The 22,753-nt window shown below is 36.1% G+C and carries 20 protein-coding genes; 12 read left to right on the top strand and 8 right to left on the bottom strand.

Annotated elements, in window-relative coordinates; translation table 11 throughout:
- Positions 1-14: 14 nt before the first annotated feature.
- The 3 genes from AEQSU_RS12170 to glyA all read right to left on the bottom strand — a co-directional run bounded on the left by AEQSU_RS12170 (position 15) and on the right by glyA (position 3,299).
- Complete coding sequence (locus tag AEQSU_RS12170; protein WP_014783168.1) at positions 15-509, bottom strand: GNAT family N-acetyltransferase; 495 nt, start codon at positions 507-509, stop codon at positions 15-17.
- Positions 510-628: 119 nt separating this feature from the next.
- Positions 629-1,888 carry a hypothetical protein gene (locus AEQSU_RS12165; RefSeq protein WP_014783167.1) on the bottom strand — a complete coding sequence of 420 codons (1,260 nt, stop codon included), beginning with the start codon at positions 1,886-1,888 and terminating at the stop codon, positions 629-631.
- Between the two features lie 136 nt (positions 1,889-2,024).
- On the bottom strand, positions 2,025-3,299 hold the full coding sequence (glyA, locus tag AEQSU_RS12160; RefSeq protein WP_014783166.1) for a serine hydroxymethyltransferase: 1,275 nt from the start codon (positions 3,297-3,299) through the stop codon (positions 2,025-2,027).
- Positions 3,300-3,556: 257 nt separating this feature from the next.
- On the opposite strand from glyA, the gene fahA reads away from it, so the two are divergent.
- Positions 3,557-4,837: a fumarylacetoacetase gene (fahA, locus tag AEQSU_RS12155; RefSeq protein WP_014783165.1), complete on the top strand. Its 1,281-nt coding sequence runs from the start codon at positions 3,557-3,559 to the stop codon at positions 4,835-4,837.
- A 146-nt stretch (positions 4,838-4,983) separates the two neighbouring features.
- Positions 4,984-6,168, top strand: coding sequence for a hypothetical protein (locus AEQSU_RS12150; RefSeq protein ID WP_014783164.1), 1,185 nt, complete (start codon positions 4,984-4,986; stop codon positions 6,166-6,168).
- A gap of 151 nt (positions 6,169-6,319) precedes the next feature.
- Here the strand turns inward: AEQSU_RS12150 and AEQSU_RS16665 are convergent, their stop codons facing one another.
- Genes AEQSU_RS16665 through ytxJ form a run of 3 tightly spaced genes read right to left on the bottom strand, consistent with a single transcriptional unit; the run spans position 6,320 to position 7,118 of the window.
- Positions 6,320-6,463: a type II toxin-antitoxin system RelE/ParE family toxin gene (locus AEQSU_RS16665; protein WP_014783163.1), complete on the bottom strand. Its 144-nt coding sequence runs from the start codon at positions 6,461-6,463 to the stop codon at positions 6,320-6,322.
- A gap of 5 nt (positions 6,464-6,468) precedes the next feature.
- Positions 6,469-6,693, bottom strand: a complete 225-nt coding sequence (locus AEQSU_RS12145) for a hypothetical protein (RefSeq protein ID WP_014783162.1) — start codon at positions 6,691-6,693, stop codon at positions 6,469-6,471.
- A 32-nt stretch (positions 6,694-6,725) separates the two neighbouring features.
- On the bottom strand, positions 6,726-7,118 hold the full coding sequence (gene ytxJ / locus AEQSU_RS12140; RefSeq protein WP_014783161.1) for a bacillithiol system redox-active protein YtxJ: 393 nt from the start codon (positions 7,116-7,118) through the stop codon (positions 6,726-6,728).
- 190 nt (positions 7,119-7,308) lie between these two features.
- Here ytxJ and clpB point away from each other — a divergent pair, with 190 nt between their 5' ends.
- Positions 7,309-9,909, top strand: a complete 2,601-nt coding sequence (clpB, locus tag AEQSU_RS12135) for an ATP-dependent chaperone ClpB (protein ID WP_014783159.1) — start codon at positions 7,309-7,311, stop codon at positions 9,907-9,909.
- Between the two features lie 146 nt (positions 9,910-10,055).
- Here the strand turns inward: clpB and AEQSU_RS12130 are convergent, their stop codons facing one another.
- On the bottom strand, positions 10,056-10,808 hold the full coding sequence (locus tag AEQSU_RS12130; protein WP_014783158.1) for a hypothetical protein: 753 nt from the start codon (positions 10,806-10,808) through the stop codon (positions 10,056-10,058).
- A 261-nt stretch (positions 10,809-11,069) separates the two neighbouring features.
- Here AEQSU_RS12130 and AEQSU_RS16660 point away from each other — a divergent pair, with 261 nt between their 5' ends.
- From AEQSU_RS16660 to AEQSU_RS12090, 9 genes are all read left to right on the top strand, one after another.
- Positions 11,070-11,246 carry a hypothetical protein gene (locus AEQSU_RS16660; RefSeq protein WP_014783157.1) on the top strand — a complete coding sequence of 59 codons (177 nt, stop codon included), beginning with the start codon at positions 11,070-11,072 and terminating at the stop codon, positions 11,244-11,246.
- A 194-nt stretch (positions 11,247-11,440) separates the two neighbouring features.
- Positions 11,441-12,460 carry a helix-turn-helix domain-containing protein gene (locus AEQSU_RS12125; RefSeq protein WP_014783156.1) on the top strand — a complete coding sequence of 340 codons (1,020 nt, stop codon included), beginning with the start codon at positions 11,441-11,443 and terminating at the stop codon, positions 12,458-12,460.
- An 867-nt stretch (positions 12,461-13,327) separates the two neighbouring features.
- Positions 13,328-14,671 (top strand): adenylosuccinate lyase, encoded by a 1,344-nt coding sequence (gene purB, locus AEQSU_RS12120; protein WP_014783154.1) that lies wholly within the window; start codon positions 13,328-13,330, stop codon positions 14,669-14,671.
- Between the two features lie 165 nt (positions 14,672-14,836).
- Positions 14,837-16,456, top strand: a complete 1,620-nt coding sequence (locus AEQSU_RS12115) for an ABC transporter substrate-binding protein (protein ID WP_014783153.1) — start codon at positions 14,837-14,839, stop codon at positions 16,454-16,456.
- A 121-nt stretch (positions 16,457-16,577) separates the two neighbouring features.
- Positions 16,578-17,198 (top strand): TetR/AcrR family transcriptional regulator, encoded by a 621-nt coding sequence (locus AEQSU_RS12110; protein ID WP_042491990.1) that lies wholly within the window; start codon positions 16,578-16,580, stop codon positions 17,196-17,198.
- A 37-nt stretch (positions 17,199-17,235) separates the two neighbouring features.
- On the top strand, positions 17,236-18,501 hold the full coding sequence (locus tag AEQSU_RS12105; protein WP_245529073.1) for a TolC family protein: 1,266 nt from the start codon (positions 17,236-17,238) through the stop codon (positions 18,499-18,501).
- Positions 18,502-18,506: 5 nt separating this feature from the next.
- Complete coding sequence (locus tag AEQSU_RS12100; protein ID WP_014783150.1) at positions 18,507-19,589, top strand: HlyD family secretion protein; 1,083 nt, start codon at positions 18,507-18,509, stop codon at positions 19,587-19,589.
- 49 nt (positions 19,590-19,638) lie between these two features.
- Positions 19,639-21,219, top strand: coding sequence for a DHA2 family efflux MFS transporter permease subunit (locus tag AEQSU_RS12095; RefSeq protein WP_014783149.1), 1,581 nt, complete (start codon positions 19,639-19,641; stop codon positions 21,217-21,219).
- Between the two features lie 71 nt (positions 21,220-21,290).
- Complete coding sequence (locus AEQSU_RS12090; protein ID WP_014783148.1) at positions 21,291-21,572, top strand: hypothetical protein; 282 nt, start codon at positions 21,291-21,293, stop codon at positions 21,570-21,572.
- Here the strand turns inward: AEQSU_RS12090 and AEQSU_RS12085 are convergent.
- The gene (locus tag AEQSU_RS12085) at positions 21,569-22,744 is read right to left on the bottom strand and encodes a GlmU family protein (RefSeq protein ID WP_014783147.1); all 1,176 of its coding nucleotides are present in this window, start codon (positions 22,742-22,744) and stop codon (positions 21,569-21,571) included. The two genes, AEQSU_RS12090 and AEQSU_RS12085, sit on opposite strands and share 4 nt — an antisense overlap.
- Between the last annotated feature and the right edge of the window lie 9 nt (positions 22,745-22,753).

The following is a 22,753-nucleotide window of genomic DNA, read 5'->3' as shown; positions in this document are numbered from 1 at the left end:
TAATTTAGAGAAAGTTAGTTTGAAAAAAGCAGAAGTTCCTCTCCATCTTCGTATGTATATATTCCGACTTCAGAAAGGTTTAATTTTTTTAAAAGTTTTATGGACGGTTCATTATTAGGCAAAGTGAATCCGACAATTTTTTGAATTCCTAATACTTCTGAAGCAAATTTCATTACGGCACTAGCGGCTTCAAAAGCATATCCTTTATTGGCAAACTCAGGTAAAAACGCAAAACCGATATCCGGATCGTCAAGGTTTGGGCGTTTATAAAATCCGGTAGAACCAATGGCGGTTTCATCTTTCAATGATACTAAATAAGGTCCGAAACCCTGTGTTTCATAAATGCTTAAATAATTTTTCAACAGATAAGCTTCAGCATCTTCAATGTTTTTGATATCTCTATCGCCAATGTATTTTAGCCAACCTTCGCTGTTCATCAATTCGTAAATAAAAGGCGCGTCTTTTAAAGTGTATTTTCTTATTAGAAGTCTTTCGGTTTCTATATTCATATAATTCAAAACTATTTAACAACCCAAAGATAATTAATAGAAAGGTTGCTAATTGCTCTGAAGCAAAAAACCTTCAGCTTTTCAACTGAAGGTTTTTATCAAAAATCAAACAAACTGCTTTAATCGAATTGCTTTGACACTCCTTCATATAAACCATTTATAGGGATTTCGTAAGCTTTCCCCTGTATTCTATATTTCAAAATATCTTTATAAGAACTTAAGGTGCTATAATTAGTCAATGAAACTGTGCCTAGCAGTAATGTTTCAAAATTTGAAAGTTTTGGATAAGATTGCTGAATATTGATTCGTAGATTTTCCTTTGAAAAAGTTACTTCAGAAGCAACTTCACCATATATGGCATGTGACATAAAAACGGTTTCGGTTGCATCTGATCCGCGGAAAATTACATTGTACATCGCAGCATCTCCATTAATCGTCATATTAAAAGTTGATGCAGATTCATTATTAACCATAAAACTTAGGTTTGGTTCTTGAGTAAAAGTAGGAATTGTAGCTGAGTGTATATCTTTAAAGTATTGAAAATTGTCATTGCCGAAACTAATACGGAACAAATAACTATCAAAGATATTCGTAGGCACAGGAATTGACAGTGAAGCTATTCCACCTGGATAATTACCTTCCCTAATAGGTTGGAATGTATTTTTGGTCTGCCCAGTAGGTAAACCTTCAAGTGCATAATTAAATATAGTATTAGAAGGAGATTGAACACTCACTATATTTTTAACTTCTGGCAGTGTATTGTAGTCCAAATTGAAGGTTGTCCCTTCCGGAATATCCCTTTGCCAAAAATATCTATCAAATTGGTCATTGGGGCTCTTGAAGGAAACGTAGAAATCACTTTTGGGGGAATCTTGTAAATTACTTCGGAAGTTATAATACCCTCCATTTTCTGGACCATATGTTCCGCTACTTGATGTACTTGAAGTTACTAAGCAGGGATAACCTGTATTTTCAATATTTATATAAATTTCGTCATTGGAGTTTTCTATAATTGGTCTAGCACAAATTGTATAATTTCCCTGCTCAATGGCTGAGAAAGTAGTTAGCGAAAAATAATCCTCTCCCACAAAATCCAAAAAGTCGTATTTCATATAACTTAAATCGTATATGGCTGATGGCGCTCCAGCAAACTTTAATGTTACTGTCTGTCCTGTCTGTAGTTCACCGCTGGCTACAATTGTACCGTTTTGATCACTAAGAAAAGCAGTTAAGCTTTTGGTAAATTTGCTGAAGTGATAATCAGGATCAACATTAATGGTTACTGTAAAATCCTGCAATCCAGAATCCGTATCGTCTGCATCTTTTGAACAACTGAACATTACTGCGGAAAGCACTAAAAGAAGAAATATTTTTTTCATTGTGGTCGGTTTTAATGAATTATAAGTTTAAAAGTCTTTACTCTCTAGTCTTATTAAATCATAAAGGTTGCGTTGAAAAACAAAAAAACCTTCAGCGGTTAACTGAAGGTTTTATAAAATTTGGATGAATTAATTTTTACATTTTGAACAATGGCAATCCTGACATCATTTCATTTACCTTTTCGGCAATACTTTCTAATTTATCATCATTTTCGTGATTTGAAATTACTTCATCAATCAAATCCACTATTTTTTTCATATCCTTTTCAACCAAACCACGAGTGGTTACAGCAGCGGTTCCTATACGAATTCCGCTAGTTACGAAAGGAGATTTATCATCAAAAGGCACCATGTTTTTATTTACGGTAATATCTGCTTTGCCTAAAGCTTCTTCAGCTAGTTTTCCTGAAATATTTTTGTTTCGAAGATCAATAAGCATCATATGGTTATCGGTTCCACCAGAAATAATATCATAACCTTTTTCAACAAAATGCTGTGCCATTACAGCTGCGTTTTTCTTTACTTGCACCATATAATGAAGGAATTCGTCCGTTAGGGCTTCACCAAAGGCAATTGCTTTTGCAGCAATAATGTGCTCCAAAGGACCACCTTGGTTTCCTGGGAAAATAGCGCTGTCCAAAAGACTGCTCATTTTTTTAAGGTTACCGTTTTTTAATTTTTGACCGAAAGGGTTATCAAAATCTTTACCCATCAAAATCATTCCACCACGTGGACCTCGTAAGGTTTTGTGTGTGGTTGTAGTAACAATGTGGCAATGTGGAATTGGATCGCCAATAATTCCTTTGGCAATCAAACCAGCGGGATGCGCAATATCTGCAAATAAAATTGCACCAACTTTATCGGCAATTTCGCGGAAACGTTTGTAATCCATCTCACGGGAATATGCAGACGCTCCCGCGATAATCATTTTTGGTTTTTCTTTGATGGCTATTTCTTCAACTTTATCGTAATCAATTAAGCCTGTTTCTCTTTCAACACCATAAAAAACTGGATTGTAAAGTTTTCCTGAAAAATTTACGGGCGAGCCGTGCGTTAAATGTCCGCCGTGTGAAAGGTCAAAACCTAAATATTTATCACCTGGGTTCAAACAAGCTGCGTAAACGGCAGTGTTGGCTTGGGAACCGCTATGTGGTTGTACGTTTGCATATTCGGCTCCAAATAGTACTTTTGCTCTATCAATAGCAATTTGTTCTACCTCATCTACCACTTCGCAACCACCGTAATAGCGTTTTCCGGGATAGCCTTCAGCATATTTGTTCGTTAAAACCGAACCGGCAGCTTCCATCACTTGCTCACTTACAAAATTTTCTGAAGCAATCAGCTCCAGTCCGTTGAGTTGGCGTTGTTTTTCGTCTTCTATTAGTTCAAAAATTTGTTCGTCGCGTTTCATAAAAAAGTTTATAGATCGGAGTTTTTTGTTTGTTGAATTATAGCTTAAAAACCATAAACTCCAAACCACAAACCCTCCTGAAAGTTAATTAAATCCAAAAATAGTAATTACATTCGGTAACTATCATGAAATATATATATTTGATGAAGAATTTTACTAACAAAACCCTAGTGCGCCTAAAACTATCCTAGTTATTAATTCATTATTTATGAGTTATTTTATTTAGTTTTATTTACACTTACAAAAAGACTTTTACAATGCCAATAACCGCCAACGATCCTAAACGAAAAACCTGGCTCGAAACTGCTCCAGACACTGATTTTCCTATTCAAAACATCCCTTTCGGTGTTTTCCTAACGCGCGATGATATTATTACCATTGGAACCCGCATAGGCGATTACGCCATTGATCTTGGCGCGTTGCATCAGTTAGGTTATTTCAAAGGAATTGAACTTACTGACGATATATTTTTACAAGATACACTCAACGATTTTATTAGCGATGGAAGAAAAACGTGGCGTTTGGTGCGAAACCGAATTGCTGAAATTTTCGATAAAGAAAACTCGGAACTTCGAGAAAATAAAGATCATAGAAAACATATTCTTTTCACTTTAGATGAAGTGGAAATGCAGCTTCCCGTTCAGGTTGGCGATTATACAGATTTCTATTCAAGCAAAGAGCACGCAACAAATGTAGGAACCATGTTCCGTGGAGAAGACAATGCGCTGATGCCAAACTGGCTTCACATACCTGTAGGTTATCATGGAAGAAGTTCTTCTATAATTCCAAGCGGAATCAACGCTCGCAGACCTTGGGGACAAACAATGCCAGACGGCGCTAGCGAACCGGTTTTTGGTCCTTCAAAATTAGTAGATTTTGAGTTGGAAATGGCTTTTATAACAACAGACGCGAACGCTTTGGGAGAACCAATTCCTGTTAATGAAGCAGAAGAATACATCTTCGGTTTGGTGCTTTTCAACGATTGGAGTGCACGTGATATTCAGAAGTGGGAATATGTTCCTCTTGGGCCATTTTTGGCGAAGAATTTTGCTTCTTCAATTTCGCCTTGGATTGTAACTTTGGACGCGCTTCAACCTTTTAAAGTGGAAGGCCCAAAACCCATTATGGAGCAACTACCTTATCTTCAATCTAAAGGAAAGAAAAGCTACGATATAAATTTGGAAGTTTATATAGAACCAGAAAACGGAGAAGAAAGCAAGGTTTCTACTTCAAATTTTAAATATATGTACTGGAATATGGCGCAGCAATTGGCGCACCATACTGTAAACGGCTGTAATGTGAATAGCGGCGATATGATGGGAAGCGGAACAATTTCAGGCCCAACTCCAGATTCTTATGGCTCGATGCTAGAACTTACTTGGCGCGGTGCAAACCCAATTAAACTTTCTGATGGTTCTGAACGTAAATTCATAAATGACAACGATACCGTTATTTTAAAAGGTTTTTGTAAAAATGAAAACGTACGGCTTGGATTTGGAGAGTGCAGAACAAAATTACTTCCAGCCAATAAGATGTAAGTATTCGCCACGAATTCACAAATATTTTTATACTTTTTATTCGTGAATTCGTGGCAAAACTTTAATCCTACATTATTCAAAATTATATTTCAACATAAATTGGCATCACTATTGTATTTTAGCCTTCGTAACCAAATCTATTTGTTATGAAGGCTTTTTACATTCTTTTACTCGCGACTCTTTTCAGCATTTCTTGCAATAGTGTGAAACGTACTCAAAAGTTTGTTTCGCAAGGGAATTATGATTTAGCAATTGAACTTGCCACAAAAAAACTTCAAAAAGATAAAGACGCCAAGGAATACGACGCGCACATTCGTATATTGGAAGAAGCGTTTTTAAAGGCGAAAGATGATGATACTCGGCACATCGCTTTTCTAAAAAAAGAAAACAATCCTGCTGGAGCGAAAGAAATCTATTATACTTTTCTAGATCTTCAGGCGCGTCAAGACTTGATTCGTCCGCTACTTCCCCTTTATAGCAAGGAAATGGGACGGAAAGCCAACTTCGTTTTTTCAGATTATTCCAATGATTTATTGGCTGCGAAAGATGCTTATGTGAAGTCTTTGTACCAAGAAGCCTCGGTCTATATACAACGAAATTCAAAACAGGATTATAGAAGCGCTTTTAATGTTTTGTGTGAATTAGATGAAGTGCAACCAAACTATCGCGACGTAAATCAGCTTAAGGATGACGCACATTTCCGAGGAACGGATTTCGTTTTTGTAACCTTGAATAACCACACAGAACAGTTCATTCCTTTCAGGTTAGAGCAGGATTTGCTAGATTTCAACACGTATGGTTTAGACAATTTTTGGACTGAATATCACGCTCAACGAGAGAATGGAATTAATTATGATTTAGGAATTGACCTAAATTTTCAAACCATTCAGATTTCGCCTGAACGTATTTCAGATAGACAATACACAAGAAGCCAGCGAATAAAAGATGGTTACGATTATAGACGTGATCGCGGCGGAAATATTGTAAAGGATAGTTTAGGAAACCCAATTAAGATTGATAAATATATTGATGTTTCAGCCACGATTTATATTACAAATCAGCAAAAATCTGTGTTTGTGGGCGGTGCCGTTGTATATAAAGACTTAAACAAAGGAAGACAACTAAACAGTTTTCCGCTGTCTTCGGAATTCGTTTTTGAAAATTCGTTTGCAACTTATCGTGGCGATAAGCGCGCGTTAAATGGCGAAGATCTTAATCATTTAAACAATCAGTTCATCCCTTTTCCAAATAACGAACAAATGGTTTTTGATGCTGGAACAGATATAAAAGAAAGGTTTAAAGTGATTTTGAGGGATAATAAATTCAACTAGCAATTATAACTTCTTTTTGTCAGGATGTTGTCGAACGTCAATAAGCGTTAAAATGATTATGTTATCTCCTTTAATCCGGTAAAAGATACGAGTTTGTTTACTGAACTGAAACCCCCGAATTTCTTTCTCAACAACTTCTATACTTCCAATTTCAGGAAAGCACTTTTAAAAGCTCTAAAAAATCAATCAATTTATTTTCAAAGACATCCGCTACTAAAATTCCGAAATTCCCAGAAATATATTCTTTAATGGATTTATAGTTCTTAGAAGCTCTTTTGGTAAAAAAAATTTCCATCGAAATTACTTGAATATTTCTTTATTTGGAATTAAGTTTTTTTCATTTTCAGACTCTTCATAGGCTAAAAGCACCTGCTCCTTTTCAAGATTAGAGAGTTTATCCCACAAATGTAAAGTCTTACTTATTTTATGGCTTTTAAGAAAATCATATAAAGATTGAAGCAATTGTTCATCTTGAATATTGTTCATCATTTCTAAAAGATTGCTTTTCAATTCAGTAGTTCCCATAAAATCATTTTTAGCTAAATTAAGAAAAATAGTTAAACAAACTTCTCCAAATGCGAAGCCTCAATAGAATGATGTGAATCTTGATGCACCACTGCCCCATTTTTAATAACAATCATTTGCGGACTTTCGTGATTCACTTTAAAGCGTGCTGCAATTTCATTTGAAATATCTCTATTTTGAAGAAGATCGAGATAGTAAATTTTCAGTTGCTCGTCTTTAAGATTATAATTTTTCTCAAGCAGCTTTAAAACTCCACGGCTAATCCCACAACGAGTGGAATGTTTAAAAATAGCTACTGGTTTCGTTTTGGATTCTTCAACTATTTCATCCAGCTGTTCCATTTTACTTAAAACGTGCCACGGCATTTCAACTATTTCTTCTGTTGCTAAGTCCTTTGTGTTCTTAAATATATCTAATAATCCCATGATTTTTTTTTTCAAAGCTACAAGTTCTTAGAAGGAAATTGTCTAAAAGAAATGATAAAAAGCTAGCTGTTAAAACCGTCATAATGTCTGTTAAATCAAGTATTTCGACAGACATTATGTCTTAATTTTACTATGGCTCATTAATTGAAATTACTCAACCACAGACAATAAACAAAAAACTTTTTTATATATGAACTTTAACAATTTTACAATAAAAAGCCAAGAGACCATCCAACAAGCGCAACAAATTGCACAGGGTTATGGCCATCAGCAGATTGAAAACGAACACATCCTCAAAGCAATTTTTGAGGTGGATGAAAACGTAGCACCTTTCATCCTAAAAAAACTAAATGTAAATCTTACTACATTAAAACAAATTCTAGATAAACAACTTGAAAGCTTTCCAAAGGTTTCTGGAGGCGACATTATGCTTTCGCGGGAAACTAATAAAACTGTAATTGAAGCTGGAAACATCGCCAAAAAAATGGGCGATGAATATGTTTCAATAGAACATCTTCTATTGGCTATTCTGAATTCAAAAAGCGGGATCGCTCAAAGTCTTAAAGACCAAGGCGTAACCGAAAAAGGAATGAATGCCGCCATTGAAGAATTAAGAGGTGGCGAAAATGTTACCTCACAGAGTGCTGAGGAAACTTATAATTCCTTGAACAAATACGCCAAAAATTTAAATCAGATGGCTCGTGACGGGAAATTAGATCCTGTAATTGGTCGTGATGAAGAAATTAGAAGAATTCTTCAAATCCTAACGAGAAGAACCAAGAACAATCCGATGCTCGTTGGGGAACCAGGAACGGGGAAAACGGCCATTGCGGAAGGTTTGGCCCACAGAATTGTTGACGGCGATGTACCTGAAAATTTACGAACTAAAGAAATTTATTCCTTAGATATGGGAGCACTGATTGCCGGCGCAAAATACAAAGGTGAATTTGAAGAACGCCTAAAGGCAGTAATTAAAGAAGTAACTTCTAGTGAAGGCGACATCGTTCTTTTTATTGACGAAATCCATACACTTATTGGAGCTGGTGGCGGACAAGGCGCAATGGATGCCGCAAATATTTTGAAACCAGCACTTGCTCGTGGAGAACTTCGTGCGATTGGTGCCACTACTTTGGACGAATATCAAAAATATTTCGAAAAAGATAAAGCGCTGGAACGTCGTTTCCAAAGAGTGGTCGTGGACGAACCTGATACTGAGAGCGCCATTTCAATTTTACGAGGAATTAAAGAGAAATATGAAACTCACCACAAAGTTCGTATTAAAGATGAAGCGATTATTGCTGCCGTGGAGCTTTCAGAAAGATATATTACAAACCGTTTTCTTCCGGATAAAGCAATTGATTTGATGGATGAAGCTGCTTCAAAACTGCGGATGGAAATCAACTCCAAACCAGAAGAACTGGACGTTTTGGATAGAAAGATTATGCAGCTTGAAATTGAAATTGAAGCAATAAAACGTGAAAAAGATGAAACGAAGCTGAAATCACTTCACGCAGATCTTGCTAATTTAAAAGAAGAACGCAACGAACTAAACGCAAAATGGCAAAGCGAAAAAGAAGTGGTGGACAATGTGCAAAACCTAAAAACCCAGATTGAAGATTACAAGCTAGAAGCCGAACGAGCCGAACGCGATGGTGATTTTGGAAAAGTAGCCGAACTTCGATATGGAAAAATTAAAGACGCGCAAGCTGCTTTAAGCGAATTGGAAACCCAACTCGCCGAAAACGACGAAGGTACTTCTATGATTAAAGAAGAAGTAACCCGTGAGGATATTGCTGAAGTTGTTGCAAAATGGACTGGCATTCCTGTGACCAAAATGCTTCAGAGCGACCGTGAAAAACTGTTGACACTGGAAGATCAATTGCATAAACGTGTGGTTGGACAAGAAGAAGCTATTATTGCAGTAAGTGATGCCATTCGCCGAAGTCGCGCGGGATTGCAAGATGAAAAGAAACCAATTGGTAGTTTCCTTTTTCTAGGAACAACCGGTGTTGGTAAAACCGAACTTGCAAAAGCCTTAGCAGAATATTTATTTGATGACGAAAACGCAATGACGCGAATAGATATGAGCGAATACCAAGAACGCCACAGCGTGAGCCGTTTGGTGGGAGCGCCTCCAGGATATGTGGGGTATGAAGAAGGGGGGCAACTTACCGAAGCCGTACGCCGCAAACCATATAGCGTAGTTCTTCTAGATGAAATTGAAAAAGCGCATCCCGATACTTTCAACATATTACTTCAAGTTTTGGATGAAGGCCGATTGACAGATAACAAAGGACGTTTGGCAGATTTCAAAAACACGATTATTATTATGACCAGCAATATGGGTAGCGATATAATCCAACAACGTTTTGAAGCTGTAAAAGACCCCGAAACCGCTATGGAAGGCGCCAAAGTAGAAGTGCTTGCACTTTTAAAACAAACCGTGCGCCCCGAGTTCTTAAACCGAATAGACGACATCATAATGTTTACGCCACTGTCTAAAAAGGATATTCACAAAATTGTGGAGTTACAACTGAAAGGTGTTTCAAGAATGTTGTTGAAACAAAACATAGTTTTAGACGCCACACCAGAAGCCATAACCTATCTTTCAGAAAAAGGGTACGATCCACAGTTTGGTGCAAGACCCGTGAAAAGGGTGATACAGCGTGAAGTACTTAACGAGCTTTCAAAAGAAATACTCGCAGGAAAAATAACTACGGACAGTATTATTCTTTTAGATAGTTTTAATGATGCGTTGGTTTTTAGGAATCAGGAGAGTTTGGTTGAGTAATAGGAATTTTAGATTTACGATTCTAGATTTACGATTTAATAAAACCCTTGAGCTTTTGCTTGGGGGTTTTGTGTTCTGGGAAGCTACGCATTGCAAAACTTGGTATTAGAGAGAATCTTTTATTATCCAAATAACAATTTCTTTGTTCAACTAATATTTTCCGCTAAAAGTTTTTTATATTTTCTAAAAAACTCTATTCCTAATTTATAAAGATCATTGGATATTTTATCGAGATCTGAACTTTCGAAAATTAGTATATGTGAATTACCGTATTTATGAAATGACCGAGTTATAAGAACTTCTGACTTTTTAACTTCTTTAAGGCTAATATCATTTTCAGCTATTTGACCTTCAAATAAATTTCCGTCAATACAAATAACAGGAAAATAAAATGCGGCTGTATTTTTTCTTTCATTAAGTTTTTGCGAAAAATATTCACAAGCCTTTGTTACAGACTGTATGGCCTCATAAGATTTATCAGGACCATTATTGAAAGCCGTCTGAATAGAATACCCAATATTCCGTGAATTTTTAAAAAATAAGTCGGATTTAAAGCTTTTATTCTCGTTAAGGTTTTTTAAAAATATTGAGGTATGATTTGTAAAATAAACAGGAAGTTCATCACTAAGATGATTCATAAGTTTATGATTTTTGAGAACAATCCAAGGCTTATCTGTAGATTTTTTGCACTCAATTACAAAAGTAATATGGGTCCATATATTATTAATTTTTTCAAACTTGCTTGCTATAATATCAGTTTCGCGATATTTTTCGGTATCAAAATCTTGGTAATAAACAGATTGAGCTACTTCAAATCCATGGTTAATAAGTGAATTTGCCAATTTCATTTCCAGTGGAAAACCTCCTTTAAGTAACCACTCTTTTATTTTTTCTTCCATAAAAATACAAACAATTAAAAATTATTGTTAAATCTTATATTATTTTTACCCAAATATACCTATTTCCCCATCACCCCTTCAACAACTCCAACTGCTCCGCAAGTATTTTGTTTTCCTTCTTAAGTTGCGGATTGCGCTGAACTTGGGTAATTTTCGAAATGCGTTAAAAACAATTCGAAATAAATTAGTTGAAAAATTAATGATTTCATATCTTTAGGGAACTGATAATTAACTGTTTACAAACTTCAAAATTCCCTCGCTATGATCTGGACAATCCTCCTCCTTTTCCTGACAATAGTGGCCGCCGTTCTGGGCTTTCTTGGCTTAGGATTTGGTCCAATTGAACCCGCCAAAATTGGTTTTTATATTTTAGCCGCCTTTTTAGTAATCTCCTTTTTTATGGAAAGACGCAATAAGAGCAAAAAATATTATGAATAAATACACTACAAATATCTCCATACCAAAACCGCTCAATTTTTTTATTGGGCGGTTTTTTATTTGAATCAAGTTGCACAAAGTATTATTATGTAATACCTTACAATCATAAAAGTATATGTGTTAATTATTAGAACGATCTGTGTTAAAGCATCTAGTATCATAATAGTATTTTGGCGCGATAAAACAACCTCTTCATGAATTCTATACAAGTAAACTCACTTCCCCTTAAGGATGTAATTCGAGACATTTCGAAAGTTTTTGATATTCCTTTTTCGGTAAATTGCGGGGAGTATTTACTAAAATTACCTCCATCCGTAGGTAAAGGAACCATCCGAGGAATCAACTTTGACGGTGGTTTGGGGCTTATACAATATGATTGCCTTTTCAATGAGGATTTTGAAATTAGCTTTGTGGTAAGCAACATTCATCCCTTAAAATTTCTTTATACCGTGGAAGGAGTTTTACTGCATCGTTTTGAAAATGAAACCGATTTACATTCTATTGAGCAGTTTCAAAACGCAATTGTGGCCAGTAGCAAACAGAATGGTCACGTACTACTTTTTAAAGCGAGCCAGAGAATAAAAGTGAACAGTTTAGAGATTGAAAGAGGGCAGTTTCAAGCAAAAATGGAGTGCGATATTAAAAGTCTTGACAAGGAACTGGAAACACTTTTTAAAGATGTTAAAGCCAACAAAGCCTTTTACTACAGCGGAAACTACAGTCTGGGAATCTCAGATATTTTGGCGGCGATGCTTGAATTTACTGCAGAAAACTTTACGCGAAAACTATTTTTAGAAGGTATGGCCTACCAAATTTTAACAGAACAAATTCTACAATATCAGGATGACAAAAAAGATGAAGGAAGTCACACGCTACTTCGCTCCGCAGAGTTGAAACAAATAAATCATATTGCTAACCTAATTGAAAGCAACATCACAGACATTCCAACGGTAGAAAATTTGGCGAGGGAAGCTGGACTCAATGTAAACAAGTTGCAGGAAGGTTTCAAAAAATTGTACGGTACAACTGTAAACAATTATGTACAAAAATCAAGGCTGGACGCGGCTTACAGCTTACTAACCAAAACCGATTTAAGTATTTCTGAAATTGTAAATGCAATTGGTCTTTCCAGCAAAAGTTATTTCTCAAAAATCTTTAAGGAAAAACACGGCATATCGCCGTCAGAATTTCGTAAGAAACAGCGTGACAAATAAAAAACCTCAGTCAAAATAAATTTTGACCGAGGCTTTCTCTTCTTCATAGCAATTCTGTGACAGCTAAAGTATTAAAATCGAATTCTTTTAATTAACACAAAACCACAAATCTTTAACCCAAAATATTCTTTTCAAGAATTTTCAAAGTTTCAATAAAAATAAAACCCTCCGGCGCAGCGAGCTCCAAGGGGGTTTTGCAGTTAAAAACTATACGTTTCTAACTGTAATTACATTCTTTTATTCATTCCTCTTTTCTAACAATATCATTATCTGTTCTTTTACGCATCTCACATTAAGGCTATCATTTCACCAAATAATTAAAAAAACACTTTTTATTTAACAAATAAGAATAAGATAATGCTTAAAAAACGATAATTTTCACTAAATTCGCAATTCTGCTTTTTCTTATATCCCCATAATCAGAAACCCCTTTCTCATTATGATGATTAAGGGGTTTCGAAGTATCCATACAGGATACAAAATCATAAAATTTACCTACTATTCTTCTTCCTCTTCAGGATTACGTTGACCTTGTGGTTTGTTTTGAGGATTCCTCTGTTGATTTTGTTGTTGATCTTGAGGATTTTTTTGCTGATTTTGATTTTGTGTGCTCATAACATTTTTTATTTAGATTAATAATTCATTTTTCTTTTCACTATTAAAATTACGCTCATCCTAAACTAGTTACACACAATAAAATCCTAAAATTTTAAAATGAATTGATTATTTAACCATGCATTATCTTAAAATCACTTTTTGTTGGCATTCCATTAAGTTTGAAGGCTAAAATTCCAGCAAATTAAAGAGACAAAACCTTCCGTCATAACTCGCTGCGTTTCGTATCTTTGCGCTTTTAAAATTCAACCTATGTACACCAACGCTTTACAAGCTATTTCTCCGATTGATGGCAGATATGCCTCAAAAACCGCAAGCCTGATTCCTTTCTTTTCTGAAGAAGCGCTCATTCGTTACCGCGTGCAGGTAGAAATTGAATATTTTATTGCTTTGGTAGAACTTGATTTGCCGCAGTTAAGCGATTTTGACAGAAATCTTTTCCCTGAACTTCGTAATCTTTATTTAGATTTTTCAGTACAAGATGCTATAAAAATAAAAGATACCGAAAAGGTTACCAATCACGATGTTAAGGCAGTTGAATATTTCATTAAGGAAAAGTTTGATGACTTAAACCTTCAAAAATTCAAAGAGTTTATTCACTTCGGATTAACTTCTCAAGATATAAACAACACGGCGATTCCGCTTTCATTGAAGGATGCAATAAACACGGTTTATGTTCCACTATTAATGGAAGTGAAAAACAAATTGAAATCTCTTTCTGAAGATTGGGCATATATTTCAATGCTAGCCAGAACGCACGGACAACCTGCTTCTCCAACACGTTTGGGTAAAGAAATTGAAGTGTTTGTTGTTCGTATTGAAGAGCAATTCGATTTAATGAACGACATTAAAAGTGCTGCAAAATTTGGTGGTGCAACAGGAAATTTTAACGCACATAAAGTTGCTTATCCAAACATTGATTGGAGAGCTTTCGGGAAAAAGTTTGTGCAAGACACTTTAGGTTTGCATCACTCCTTCCCTACTACACAGATTGAGCATTACGACCATATGGCTGCGCTTTTTGATTGTATGAAGCGTATAAACACTATTTTGATTGACTTGGACAGAGACATTTGGACGTATGTTTCTATGGATTATTTCAAACAAAAAATTAAAGCTGGTGAAGTTGGTTCTAGCGCTATGCCACACAAAGTGAATCCGATAGATTTTGAAAATAGTGAAGGAAACTTAGGAATTGCAAATGCAATTTTTGAGCATCTTTCTGCTAAACTTCCAATAAGCAGATTGCAACGCGACCTCACGGATAGTACGGTTTTACGAAATATTGGCGTTCCCATAGGGCATACACTTATTGCTTTCCATTCCACTTTAAAAGGTTTGAATAAATTATTATTGAACGAGCCTAAATTTGCTGAAGATCTTGAAAACAACTGGGCAGTAGTTGCTGAAGCAATTCAGACAATCTTGCGTCGTGAAGGGTATCCAAACCCTTACGAAGCACTAAAAGGACTTACGCGAACCAACGAGCGCATAAACCAAACATCAATCGCTAACTTTATTGAATCTTTGGAAGTGCCTGAAAGTGTGAAGCAAGAAATGCGAAACATAACCCCTGGAAATTACACTGGGATCTAAGATTCTGAATTATTTTTTCAAATCAAATGAGAAAAGGTTCACTAATCGAATTTTTAAAAACTTAAATTCGTTTTTTAGGTTAGATTTTGCTCGAATGTTGATTCAAATTAAATGATTAAATATTTTATCGATCTAAAATATAGGTACTCGCGCTAAAAAGTCCCAATGCTTAAAAACATTTTAATTTTCAGTCTTATTTTCACGCTCTTTTCTTGCGAAAACAACGTTGAAACAGACCGCAATCACCTTGTTTTTCGCTATAACGAACAAGGAAACATACCCACACTCGATCCCGCATTTGCGCGAAATCCACAAGTAATTTGGCCAGACAATCAACTATATAATGGCTTGGTACAATTGGACGATTCACTAAATATCAAACCCGATATCGCCAAAAGTTGGATTATAAATGATTCAACCTACACCTATACTTTCTTTCTTAGGAATGATGTTTTCTTTCACCAAAATAAGGCTTTCGCACAAGAAGGGCTTCACAGTCCAACTCGCTATACAAGAAAGGTTGTAGCACAGGATTTCGTTTATAGTTTCGATAGGCTGACTGATGAAAAAGTTGCGTCTTCTGGTAGTTGGGTGATGAATTATGTGGAAAGCTATAAAGCCGAAAACGATTCTACCCTAGTTATTCAGTTAAAACAACCCTTTCCAGCGTTTCTGGGATTGCTTTCAATGCGTTATTGTTCGGTTGTTCCAAAAGAAGCGGTGGAATTTTACGGCAATGAATTCCGAAGAAACCCTGTGGGAACAGGACCTTTTCAGTTTAAAATGTGGGAAGAAAATGTGAAACTAGTTCTTCGCAAAAATCCGTTGTATTTTGAAAGTGATAAAAATGGAGAAAAACTTCCTTATTTGGAAGCAGTTTCAATCACATTTCTACCAGATAAGCAAAGTGAATTTTTACAATTTGCTCAAGGAAAGTTAGATTTCATCTCTGGTTTGGACGGAAGTTACAAAGATGAATTGTTAACCACGCGCGGAGAATTACAACCAAAATACAAGGATTCGGTCTATATGATTACAGGCCCTTATTTGAATACAGAATATCTAGGCTTTTTTCTAGGAGCGAACACTCCCGAAATAAAAAGCAAAACTTTGCGACAAGCCATAAACTACGGTTTTGACCGTCAAAAAATGGTCACTTATTTACGAAATGGAATGGGGATTCCAGCAGTACACGGTTTCATTCCAAAAGGATTGCCAGGTTATGCTGAAATTGAAGGATACAATTATGATCCCGAAAAAGCAAAGCAACTAATTGAACAATACAAAACCGAAACGGGCGATGCAAAACCCGAAATAACAATCGGTACTAATAGTCAATATTTGGATTTGTGTGAATATGTGCAACGCGAACTTGAAAAGCTAGGAATTACTGTAATCATAGACGTGATGCCGCCTTCCACACTTAGGCAGATGAAAAGTAGTGGTGAACTAGATGTTTTTCGCGCCAGCTGGATTGCAGATTATCCAGATGCTGAAAACTATCTTTCGTTATTTTACAGTCCAAACTTTACGCCGAATGGTCCCAACTATATGCACTTCAAAAATCAACTTTTTGATAGTCTTTATGTGAAAGCGCTTTCAATCTCTAACATTGAAGAACGAAAACTTCTTTACACCAAAATGGATTCTATCGTTATTGAAGAAGCACCCGTGGTTCCTTTGTTTTATGATATGGCTGTGCGTTTTGTGAACAAAGATGTTTCAGGACTTGGTATAAATCCTCAAAATTTTTTGGTACTGAAGCATGTTAAAAAATCCCGCTAAACCACATTATTCCTAAGCCCTTCCTATTTTTTAAATTTTGAATAGAATAAAACTTCAAAAAAAAATAAACTAAACAAACGTTTAATTTAAACAATTGTTTAATTTCGTACCCAATTTGGTTATGGATTGGAACGAAAAACAGATACAGATTTTAGAAGTTGCCGAGAAACTTTTTGCGGAAAATGGCTTTGACGGTACTTCCGTCCGTCAGATTTCGAAAGAGGCCGATGTGAACGTTGCAATGATTTCTTATTACTTCGGAAGTAAAGAAAAAATGCTTGAAGCGCTGTTAGATTATAGATTGGCAGATTTCAAGATTCAAATTGAGTCTATTCTATCTAAAGAAACAAAGTACTTAGAAAAAATAGATGAAATTGTAGCTTTAGTAGTAATGCGAGTTCATAAAAACCGTAGAACTCATAAAATTGTAAACTTTGAATATTCCAAAGACTCCCGAAATATTAGTTTTGAAAACTATCTCAAACAAAAAAACGAAAATTTCAAAGTGATTGAAGCCTTTGTGAAAAAAGGACAAAGTGAAGGCGTGTTTTCAAAAGAATTAAATATTCCACTCATCGTTCCAACCATTCTTGGTACTTATTTCCACTTCTATTACAATAAAAAATTCTATATGGCTTTGCATAGCCTTCCGGACGACGTTTCTCTGGATGAATTTGTTCATAAAACACTCACAAAACACATTCAACAAACTATAAAAGCGCTACTTACTTATGCGAATTAAATTGTTATTGCTCGTCCTGTTGATTTCGGGAGCAACTATGAAAGCTCAAGAAATAAAGAATCTCACGTTAGAAGATGCCGTAAATTTTGCTCTTACAAACAGCGATGCTTCAAAAATTGCTGATGCCAAAGTCAACTCTGCTGAAGGGCAATTAAATGTTACCAAAAACCTTCAATATCCTGATGTTGACATTTCTGGACAATACCGTTATTTGACCGGTGCTGACGTTAAACTGAGGACTCAATCTTCAGACAGTGTTGGCGGTGGTGGATCTGCACAACCAAAAGTTAATAGTCTTTTATTAGGGCAGGCAAATGTTACAATGCCTATTTTTTCTGGCTTCAAATTAAAAAACACCATAAAAGCAGGCGAAAATCTATATAATGCCGCACAATTCAACGCTAAAAATAACAAGGAACAGATTGCGCTGCAAACGATTCAGGATTATTTGAATCTTTATAAAGCCAAGAAAACCATTGAATTGGTTCAAGAAAATTTGAAAAGCGCCCAACGACGAGTAACCGATTTTTCGAATATGGAAGAAAATGGGTTGCTTGCGCGAAATGATTTATTGAAAGCAAAACTTCAACAATCAAACATTGAAATAAGTTTAGAAGAAGCAAAAAAGAACGAGCGAATTTTGAATTTCAAATTAGCCGTAATGCTTAAACTTCCCGAAAATACTTTAATAAAAACCTCAGATTCTAACTTCGGAATAACGCCAGAAATTACTTCTCCAGAAATTTCGCGAAATGATTTACAGGCAATCGAATTTCAAAAAGAAGCTGCAAAAGATCAAATAAAAGTTGCGCAAAGTGCCTTCTATCCATCCTTAGCTTTAGTGGGCGGTTATATTGCTTTGGATCTTCACGACGCGCTAACAGTTACAAACGCAATGAATATTGGAGTAGGTGTTTCTTACAATCTAGCAAATCTTTTCAAGACAAAAAGCGATGTGAAACTTGCAAAAAGTAAAGTGCAAGAACTGGAATACACCGTAAACATGGCTTCAGATAAAATAAAAGTACAAATTGAAAACGCCAAGCAGGACTATGAACTTTCAAAGAAAAAATTTGAAGTTTACACACAATCTGAAGAGCAAGCTATTGAAAATTACCGCATCGTAAAAGATAAGTATGACAACGGACTTTCAGACACCAACGATTTGCTAGAAGCCGATGTGCAGCAACTTCAAGCTAAAATAGATTTGGCTTACGCCCAAGCAAACATCACTCAAAAATATTACGAATTGCTCACCGCAGAAGGAATTTTAACCAACCAATTCAATCAAAATAATCAATAATTGCAATGGAAGAAAAGAAAAAAACCAATAAGAAATTTATAATAATCATTTCCGCTTTAGTAATTGTGGTATTGATTTACGGAGGTTATAAATTTATTCATTCCCTCTCGCACGAAAGTACAGACGATGCTCAAATTGAAGCGAATATGAACTCAATTATTCCTCACGTTGGTGGTTACGTTCAGAAAGTTTACGTTAGTGATAATCAAAAAGTGAAAAAAGGAGACACACTTTTCACAATAGATCAAAATGATTATTTGGTGAAACTAGAACAAGCAAAAGCGCAACTCGCTGGTGCGGAAAGTCAAGTAAATGCAGCTGAAGCGAGCATAGGTTCCTATCGTGCAAATGCTGCTGCTTCAACTGCGCAGGTTTCTTCTGCGAGCGGAAATATTGAAACGGCGCGAATAAAATTAGGTCGTGCTACGAGTGATTTTAAACGTTATGAAAATCTATATTTAAACCATTCCATTACTGCACAGCAATATGAACAGGCACTTGCCACAAAAGAAGAAGCTGAAAATCATTTGAAAATTCTTCAAAGTCAGCAAAAAGCTGCTTCTAGTCAGAGCAATGCTGCAAATTCACAAACTACAATTTCAGAAAAACAGGTGAATGTTGCTGAGGCAAACGTAAAAAGCGCGCAGGCAATGGTTGATGCGGCACAATTAAGTCTTGACTATACAATAGTTCTAGCGCCGATTGATGGCCAGTTGAGCAATGTTTCATTGCAAGCTGGACAGTTTGTGCAACCTGGGCAATCTCTTTTCTATTTAGTAAATACAGAAATCAAATGGATCGTAGCTAATTTCAAAGAAACTCAACTTGACAAGATGCGGGTTGGTCAAAAAGTTATTGTTGAAATCGATGCTTATCCGGGAGAAGAGTTTGACGCTACAATTACAAACTTTTCACCAGCAACAGGATCAAAATTTTCATTATTACCTCCCGATAATGCTACTGGGAATTTCGTGAAAACGATTCAGAGACTTCCCGTTAAAATTGAATTCACCAAGGACAATGATGCCAAAAAACTAGCCCTTTTACGCTCCGGAATGAACGTAGATGTGGATGTGCATTTAAAATAGATTTCAGAATTTAGACTTGAGACGTTAGCAATAACCTATCAAAAATTATATGCAGGAGCAAGAAGAAGACAGTCTAGTAGAATACGGCACGCGAAGAATCATTATAACCATCACCGCAGTTTTGTGTGCGCTTTTAGAAATAATCGACACCACAATTGTAAACGTTGCATTGAATGATATGCGCGGAAGTTTGGGAGCAACTTTAACAGACATCGCGTGGGTAATTACCGCGTACGCCATTGCAAACGTTATTGTAATCCCAATGACTAGTTGGCTTTCAAAGCAATTTGGAAGAAGAAATTACTTTGCGGTTTCCATCGTTATTTTTACTGTTGCTTCCTTTCTCTGCGGAAATGCGACGAACATTTGGGAATTGGTCGCTTTCAGATTTATTCAAGGCTTAGGTGGTGGCGCCCTTTTAGTAACCGCACAAACCATTATTACCGAAAGTTATCCCGCCGCAAAACGTGGAATGGCGCAAGCTATTTATGGAATGGGCGTAATTGTTGGCCCAACTTTGGGACCACCTTTGGGAGGTTATTTGGTTGATAATTTTTCGTGGCCGTATATATTTTACATAAATATACCAATCGGAATTATCGCAACAATTTTGACGCTTACCTACGTAAGAAGTCCAAAATTTGGAGAGAAATTGAGTGTAAAACAAGTGGATTGGTGGGGCATTTTATTCTTGGCTTCGTTTATTGGTTCGCTACAATTTGTTTTGGAACACGGGCAGCAAGACGATTGGTTTAACGACAATTTGATTACAGCATTAAGTGTCATCTCAGTTTTCGGATTAATAGCCTTTATTTGGCGCGAAATGGTTTACGAACACCCAATTGTGAATCTTCGTGTTTTGAAAAACAACAACCTTCGCATTGGAACCATTTATACTTTCATCCTCGGTTTTGGTCTTTACGGAACCACATTTATCATTCCTATTTACACCCAATCAATTCTAGGTTGGACAGCTACTGATGCAGGTTTGCTTCTCATCCCTAGTTCAATTACAACTGGATTGATGATGCCTTTTATAGGAAAAGCGATTGAGCGTGGCGTACCGCAGAAATATTTGGTCGCAGCAGGTTTTATCATTTTCTTCATTTTTAGTTATTGGATGCACAATTTGATGACTCCAGATACAGGAAGCGAACATTTATTCTGGCCATTGGTGATTCGTGGAGTTGGTTTAGGACTTTTGTTCGTACCTATCACAACCTTAGCACTTTCCACTTTAAAAGGAAAAGAAATCGGCGAAGGCGCTGCTTTTACTGGAATGATGCGCCAACTAGGAGGTTCCTTTGGAATCGCGATAATAACTACATTAATCTTCAGATTTAACCAACAGCATCGTGTGGATTTAATTCCGAATATAAATCCAACAAACCCAATTGTTCAAAACCGCATTCAAGGCTTACAACAACTATTTATGGGAAAAGGTTTTAGCGCCAATGAAGCTTTGGCGCGAGCATATCAGGTTTTAGAAGGAACAATTAGAATCCAAGGAACGGTTTTAACCTATATGGACATTTTCCTTTATATGGGATTTGCATTTTTAATATGTGTGCCTTTTGTTCTTTTGATTAAAAAAGGTGCCGGAAAGGTTGATACTTCGGCAGTTCATTGATTGCTTTTTAGTGAGTTTTTTAGTTTATCTTTTTTTTGTAAATTACCAAAATATACTAAAAAAAACACGCTATGGGTTTTGGAGGTTCGGCTGCCGCTATGATTCAATCAATTCGCAATAATGCGAAGCAACTTGCCAATCGAAAGAATTATTTTGAAAAAGATGTTTCTTCGAAATATGGAACTTCCACAAAAGTTGTTGATTATAAAAAAATGTCGCCAGCACAGTTCGTGGCTTTTAAACAAAAATTGAAAGAAAACGAATTGCGCCGCCAAAAAAACTTAGTCTTTGTTTTCGGAAGCATTATGCTTGTGATATTAGCAATAATAATTTACTTTTTATTCTACCATTAGCCTTTGCGCCACTTCGCGGTTTCGTCATAAACGTGTTGCATAATCTTGGCGTCCGCTTCTGAAAATTCAATGTTTCTTCGGCTCATCACCACTTTTGCAACTTCAAAAGCTTTGTCGGTTTTGTAGGTTGTAAATCCACAACTTCCGCCCCAACTGAAGCTTGGAACGAAATTACGAGGAAAACCACTTCCGAAGATATTGGCGCTTACGCCTACAACGGTTCCCGTATTGAACATTGTATTAATTCCACATTTGCTATGGTCGCCCATCATCAGGCCGCAAAATTGAAGTCCTGTTCTTGCGAATCCTTCAGTTTCATAATCCCAAAGACGAACTTCGGCATAATTGTTCTTTAAGTTTGAATTATTAGTGTCTGCTCCCAAATTACACCATTCGCCCAAAACAGAATTCCCTAAAAATCCATCGTGGCCTTTGTTGGAATATCCAAAGATCACCGAATTGTTCACTTCCCCCCCAACTTTACTGTGCGGACCAATGGTTGTATTACTGTAGATCTTAGCTCCCATTTTCAAAGTGGAATGTTCGCAAAGTGCAAATGGCCCACGAACTAAAGCGCCTTCCATAATTTCGGCATCTTTACCTATATATATTGGTCCTTCGGAAGCGTTCAAAGTACAGAATTCAATGATTGCGCCTTCTTCAATAAAAATATTTTCAGGATTTTTTGTCCAAACCCCTTTAGGAATTGGCTGTGATTTTCTGTCTTTGGTAAGCATTTCAAAATCTCGCTTTATTGCTTCGCCGTTTTTTGAGAAGATATCCCAAGTGTACTCGATTCGCAAAACGTCATCGTGTTCGTATTGAATAATATCGAATGTTTCAAAATCTACTTCCTGTTCTTCCGTTGTGAAAAAAGCTATAGGTTCATCATCAAAAAACACAGCTTGATTTTCTTCCAATCCTTTAATTATATTCACCAAATTCTCTGAAGGAAGAAAGGATGCGTTTATCAAAATATTTCGCTCCAATTCTAAAAAAGGATATTTTTCAGAAAGATAATCTTCCGTCACCGTTGTTGTAGTAAAGCCTAAATGATGTTCCCATTTTTCACGAATGGTCAAGATCCCAACGCGTATATCGGCTACTGGACGTGTAAATGTGAAGGGTAACAATTGATTGCGGACGTTGCCGTCAAATAGTATATAATTCATCTTATTTAC

It is taken from the genome of Aequorivita sublithincola DSM 14238, from assembly GCF_000265385.1.
GTDB lineage: Bacteria > Bacteroidota > Bacteroidia > Flavobacteriales > Flavobacteriaceae > Aequorivita > Aequorivita sublithincola.
Note: the sequence above shows the minus strand (reverse complement) of the source record. Positions and strands in the feature narration are given on the sequence as shown.

Bases quoted from the DNA above. Each gene is read 5' to 3' on its own strand.
- AEQSU_RS12170 (WP_014783168.1), bottom strand. From the start codon at position 509: ATGAATATAGAAACCGAAAGACTTCTAATAAGAAAATACACTTTAAAA.
- AEQSU_RS12165 (WP_014783167.1), bottom strand. From the start codon at position 1,888: ATGAAAAAAATATTTCTTCTTTTAGTGCTTTCCGCAGTAATGTTCAGT.
- glyA (WP_014783166.1), bottom strand. From the start codon at position 3,299: ATGAAACGCGACGAACAAATTTTTGAACTAATAGAAGACGAAAAACAA.
- fahA (WP_014783165.1), top strand. From the start codon at position 3,557: ATGCCAATAACCGCCAACGATCCTAAACGAAAAACCTGGCTCGAAACT.
- AEQSU_RS12150 (WP_014783164.1), top strand. From the start codon at position 4,984: ATGAAGGCTTTTTACATTCTTTTACTCGCGACTCTTTTCAGCATTTCT.
- AEQSU_RS16665 (WP_014783163.1), bottom strand. From the start codon at position 6,463: ATGGAAATTTTTTTTACCAAAAGAGCTTCTAAGAACTATAAATCCATT.
- AEQSU_RS12145 (WP_014783162.1), bottom strand. From the start codon at position 6,693: ATGGGAACTACTGAATTGAAAAGCAATCTTTTAGAAATGATGAACAAT.
- ytxJ (WP_014783161.1), bottom strand. From the start codon at position 7,118: ATGGGATTATTAGATATATTTAAGAACACAAAGGACTTAGCAACAGAA.
- clpB (WP_014783159.1), top strand. From the start codon at position 7,309: ATGAACTTTAACAATTTTACAATAAAAAGCCAAGAGACCATCCAACAA.
- AEQSU_RS12130 (WP_014783158.1), bottom strand. From the start codon at position 10,808: ATGGAAGAAAAAATAAAAGAGTGGTTACTTAAAGGAGGTTTTCCACTG.
- AEQSU_RS16660 (WP_014783157.1), top strand. From the start codon at position 11,070: ATGATCTGGACAATCCTCCTCCTTTTCCTGACAATAGTGGCCGCCGTT.
- AEQSU_RS12125 (WP_014783156.1), top strand. From the start codon at position 11,441: ATGAATTCTATACAAGTAAACTCACTTCCCCTTAAGGATGTAATTCGA.
- purB (WP_014783154.1), top strand. From the start codon at position 13,328: ATGTACACCAACGCTTTACAAGCTATTTCTCCGATTGATGGCAGATAT.
- AEQSU_RS12115 (WP_014783153.1), top strand. From the start codon at position 14,837: ATGCTTAAAAACATTTTAATTTTCAGTCTTATTTTCACGCTCTTTTCT.
- AEQSU_RS12110 (WP_042491990.1), top strand. From the start codon at position 16,578: ATGGATTGGAACGAAAAACAGATACAGATTTTAGAAGTTGCCGAGAAA.
- AEQSU_RS12105 (WP_245529073.1), top strand. From the start codon at position 17,236: ATGAAAGCTCAAGAAATAAAGAATCTCACGTTAGAAGATGCCGTAAAT.
- AEQSU_RS12100 (WP_014783150.1), top strand. From the start codon at position 18,507: ATGGAAGAAAAGAAAAAAACCAATAAGAAATTTATAATAATCATTTCC.
- AEQSU_RS12095 (WP_014783149.1), top strand. From the start codon at position 19,639: ATGCAGGAGCAAGAAGAAGACAGTCTAGTAGAATACGGCACGCGAAGA.
- AEQSU_RS12090 (WP_014783148.1), top strand. From the start codon at position 21,291: ATGGGTTTTGGAGGTTCGGCTGCCGCTATGATTCAATCAATTCGCAAT.
- AEQSU_RS12085 (WP_014783147.1), bottom strand. From the start codon at position 22,744: ATGAATTATATACTATTTGACGGCAACGTCCGCAATCAATTGTTACCC.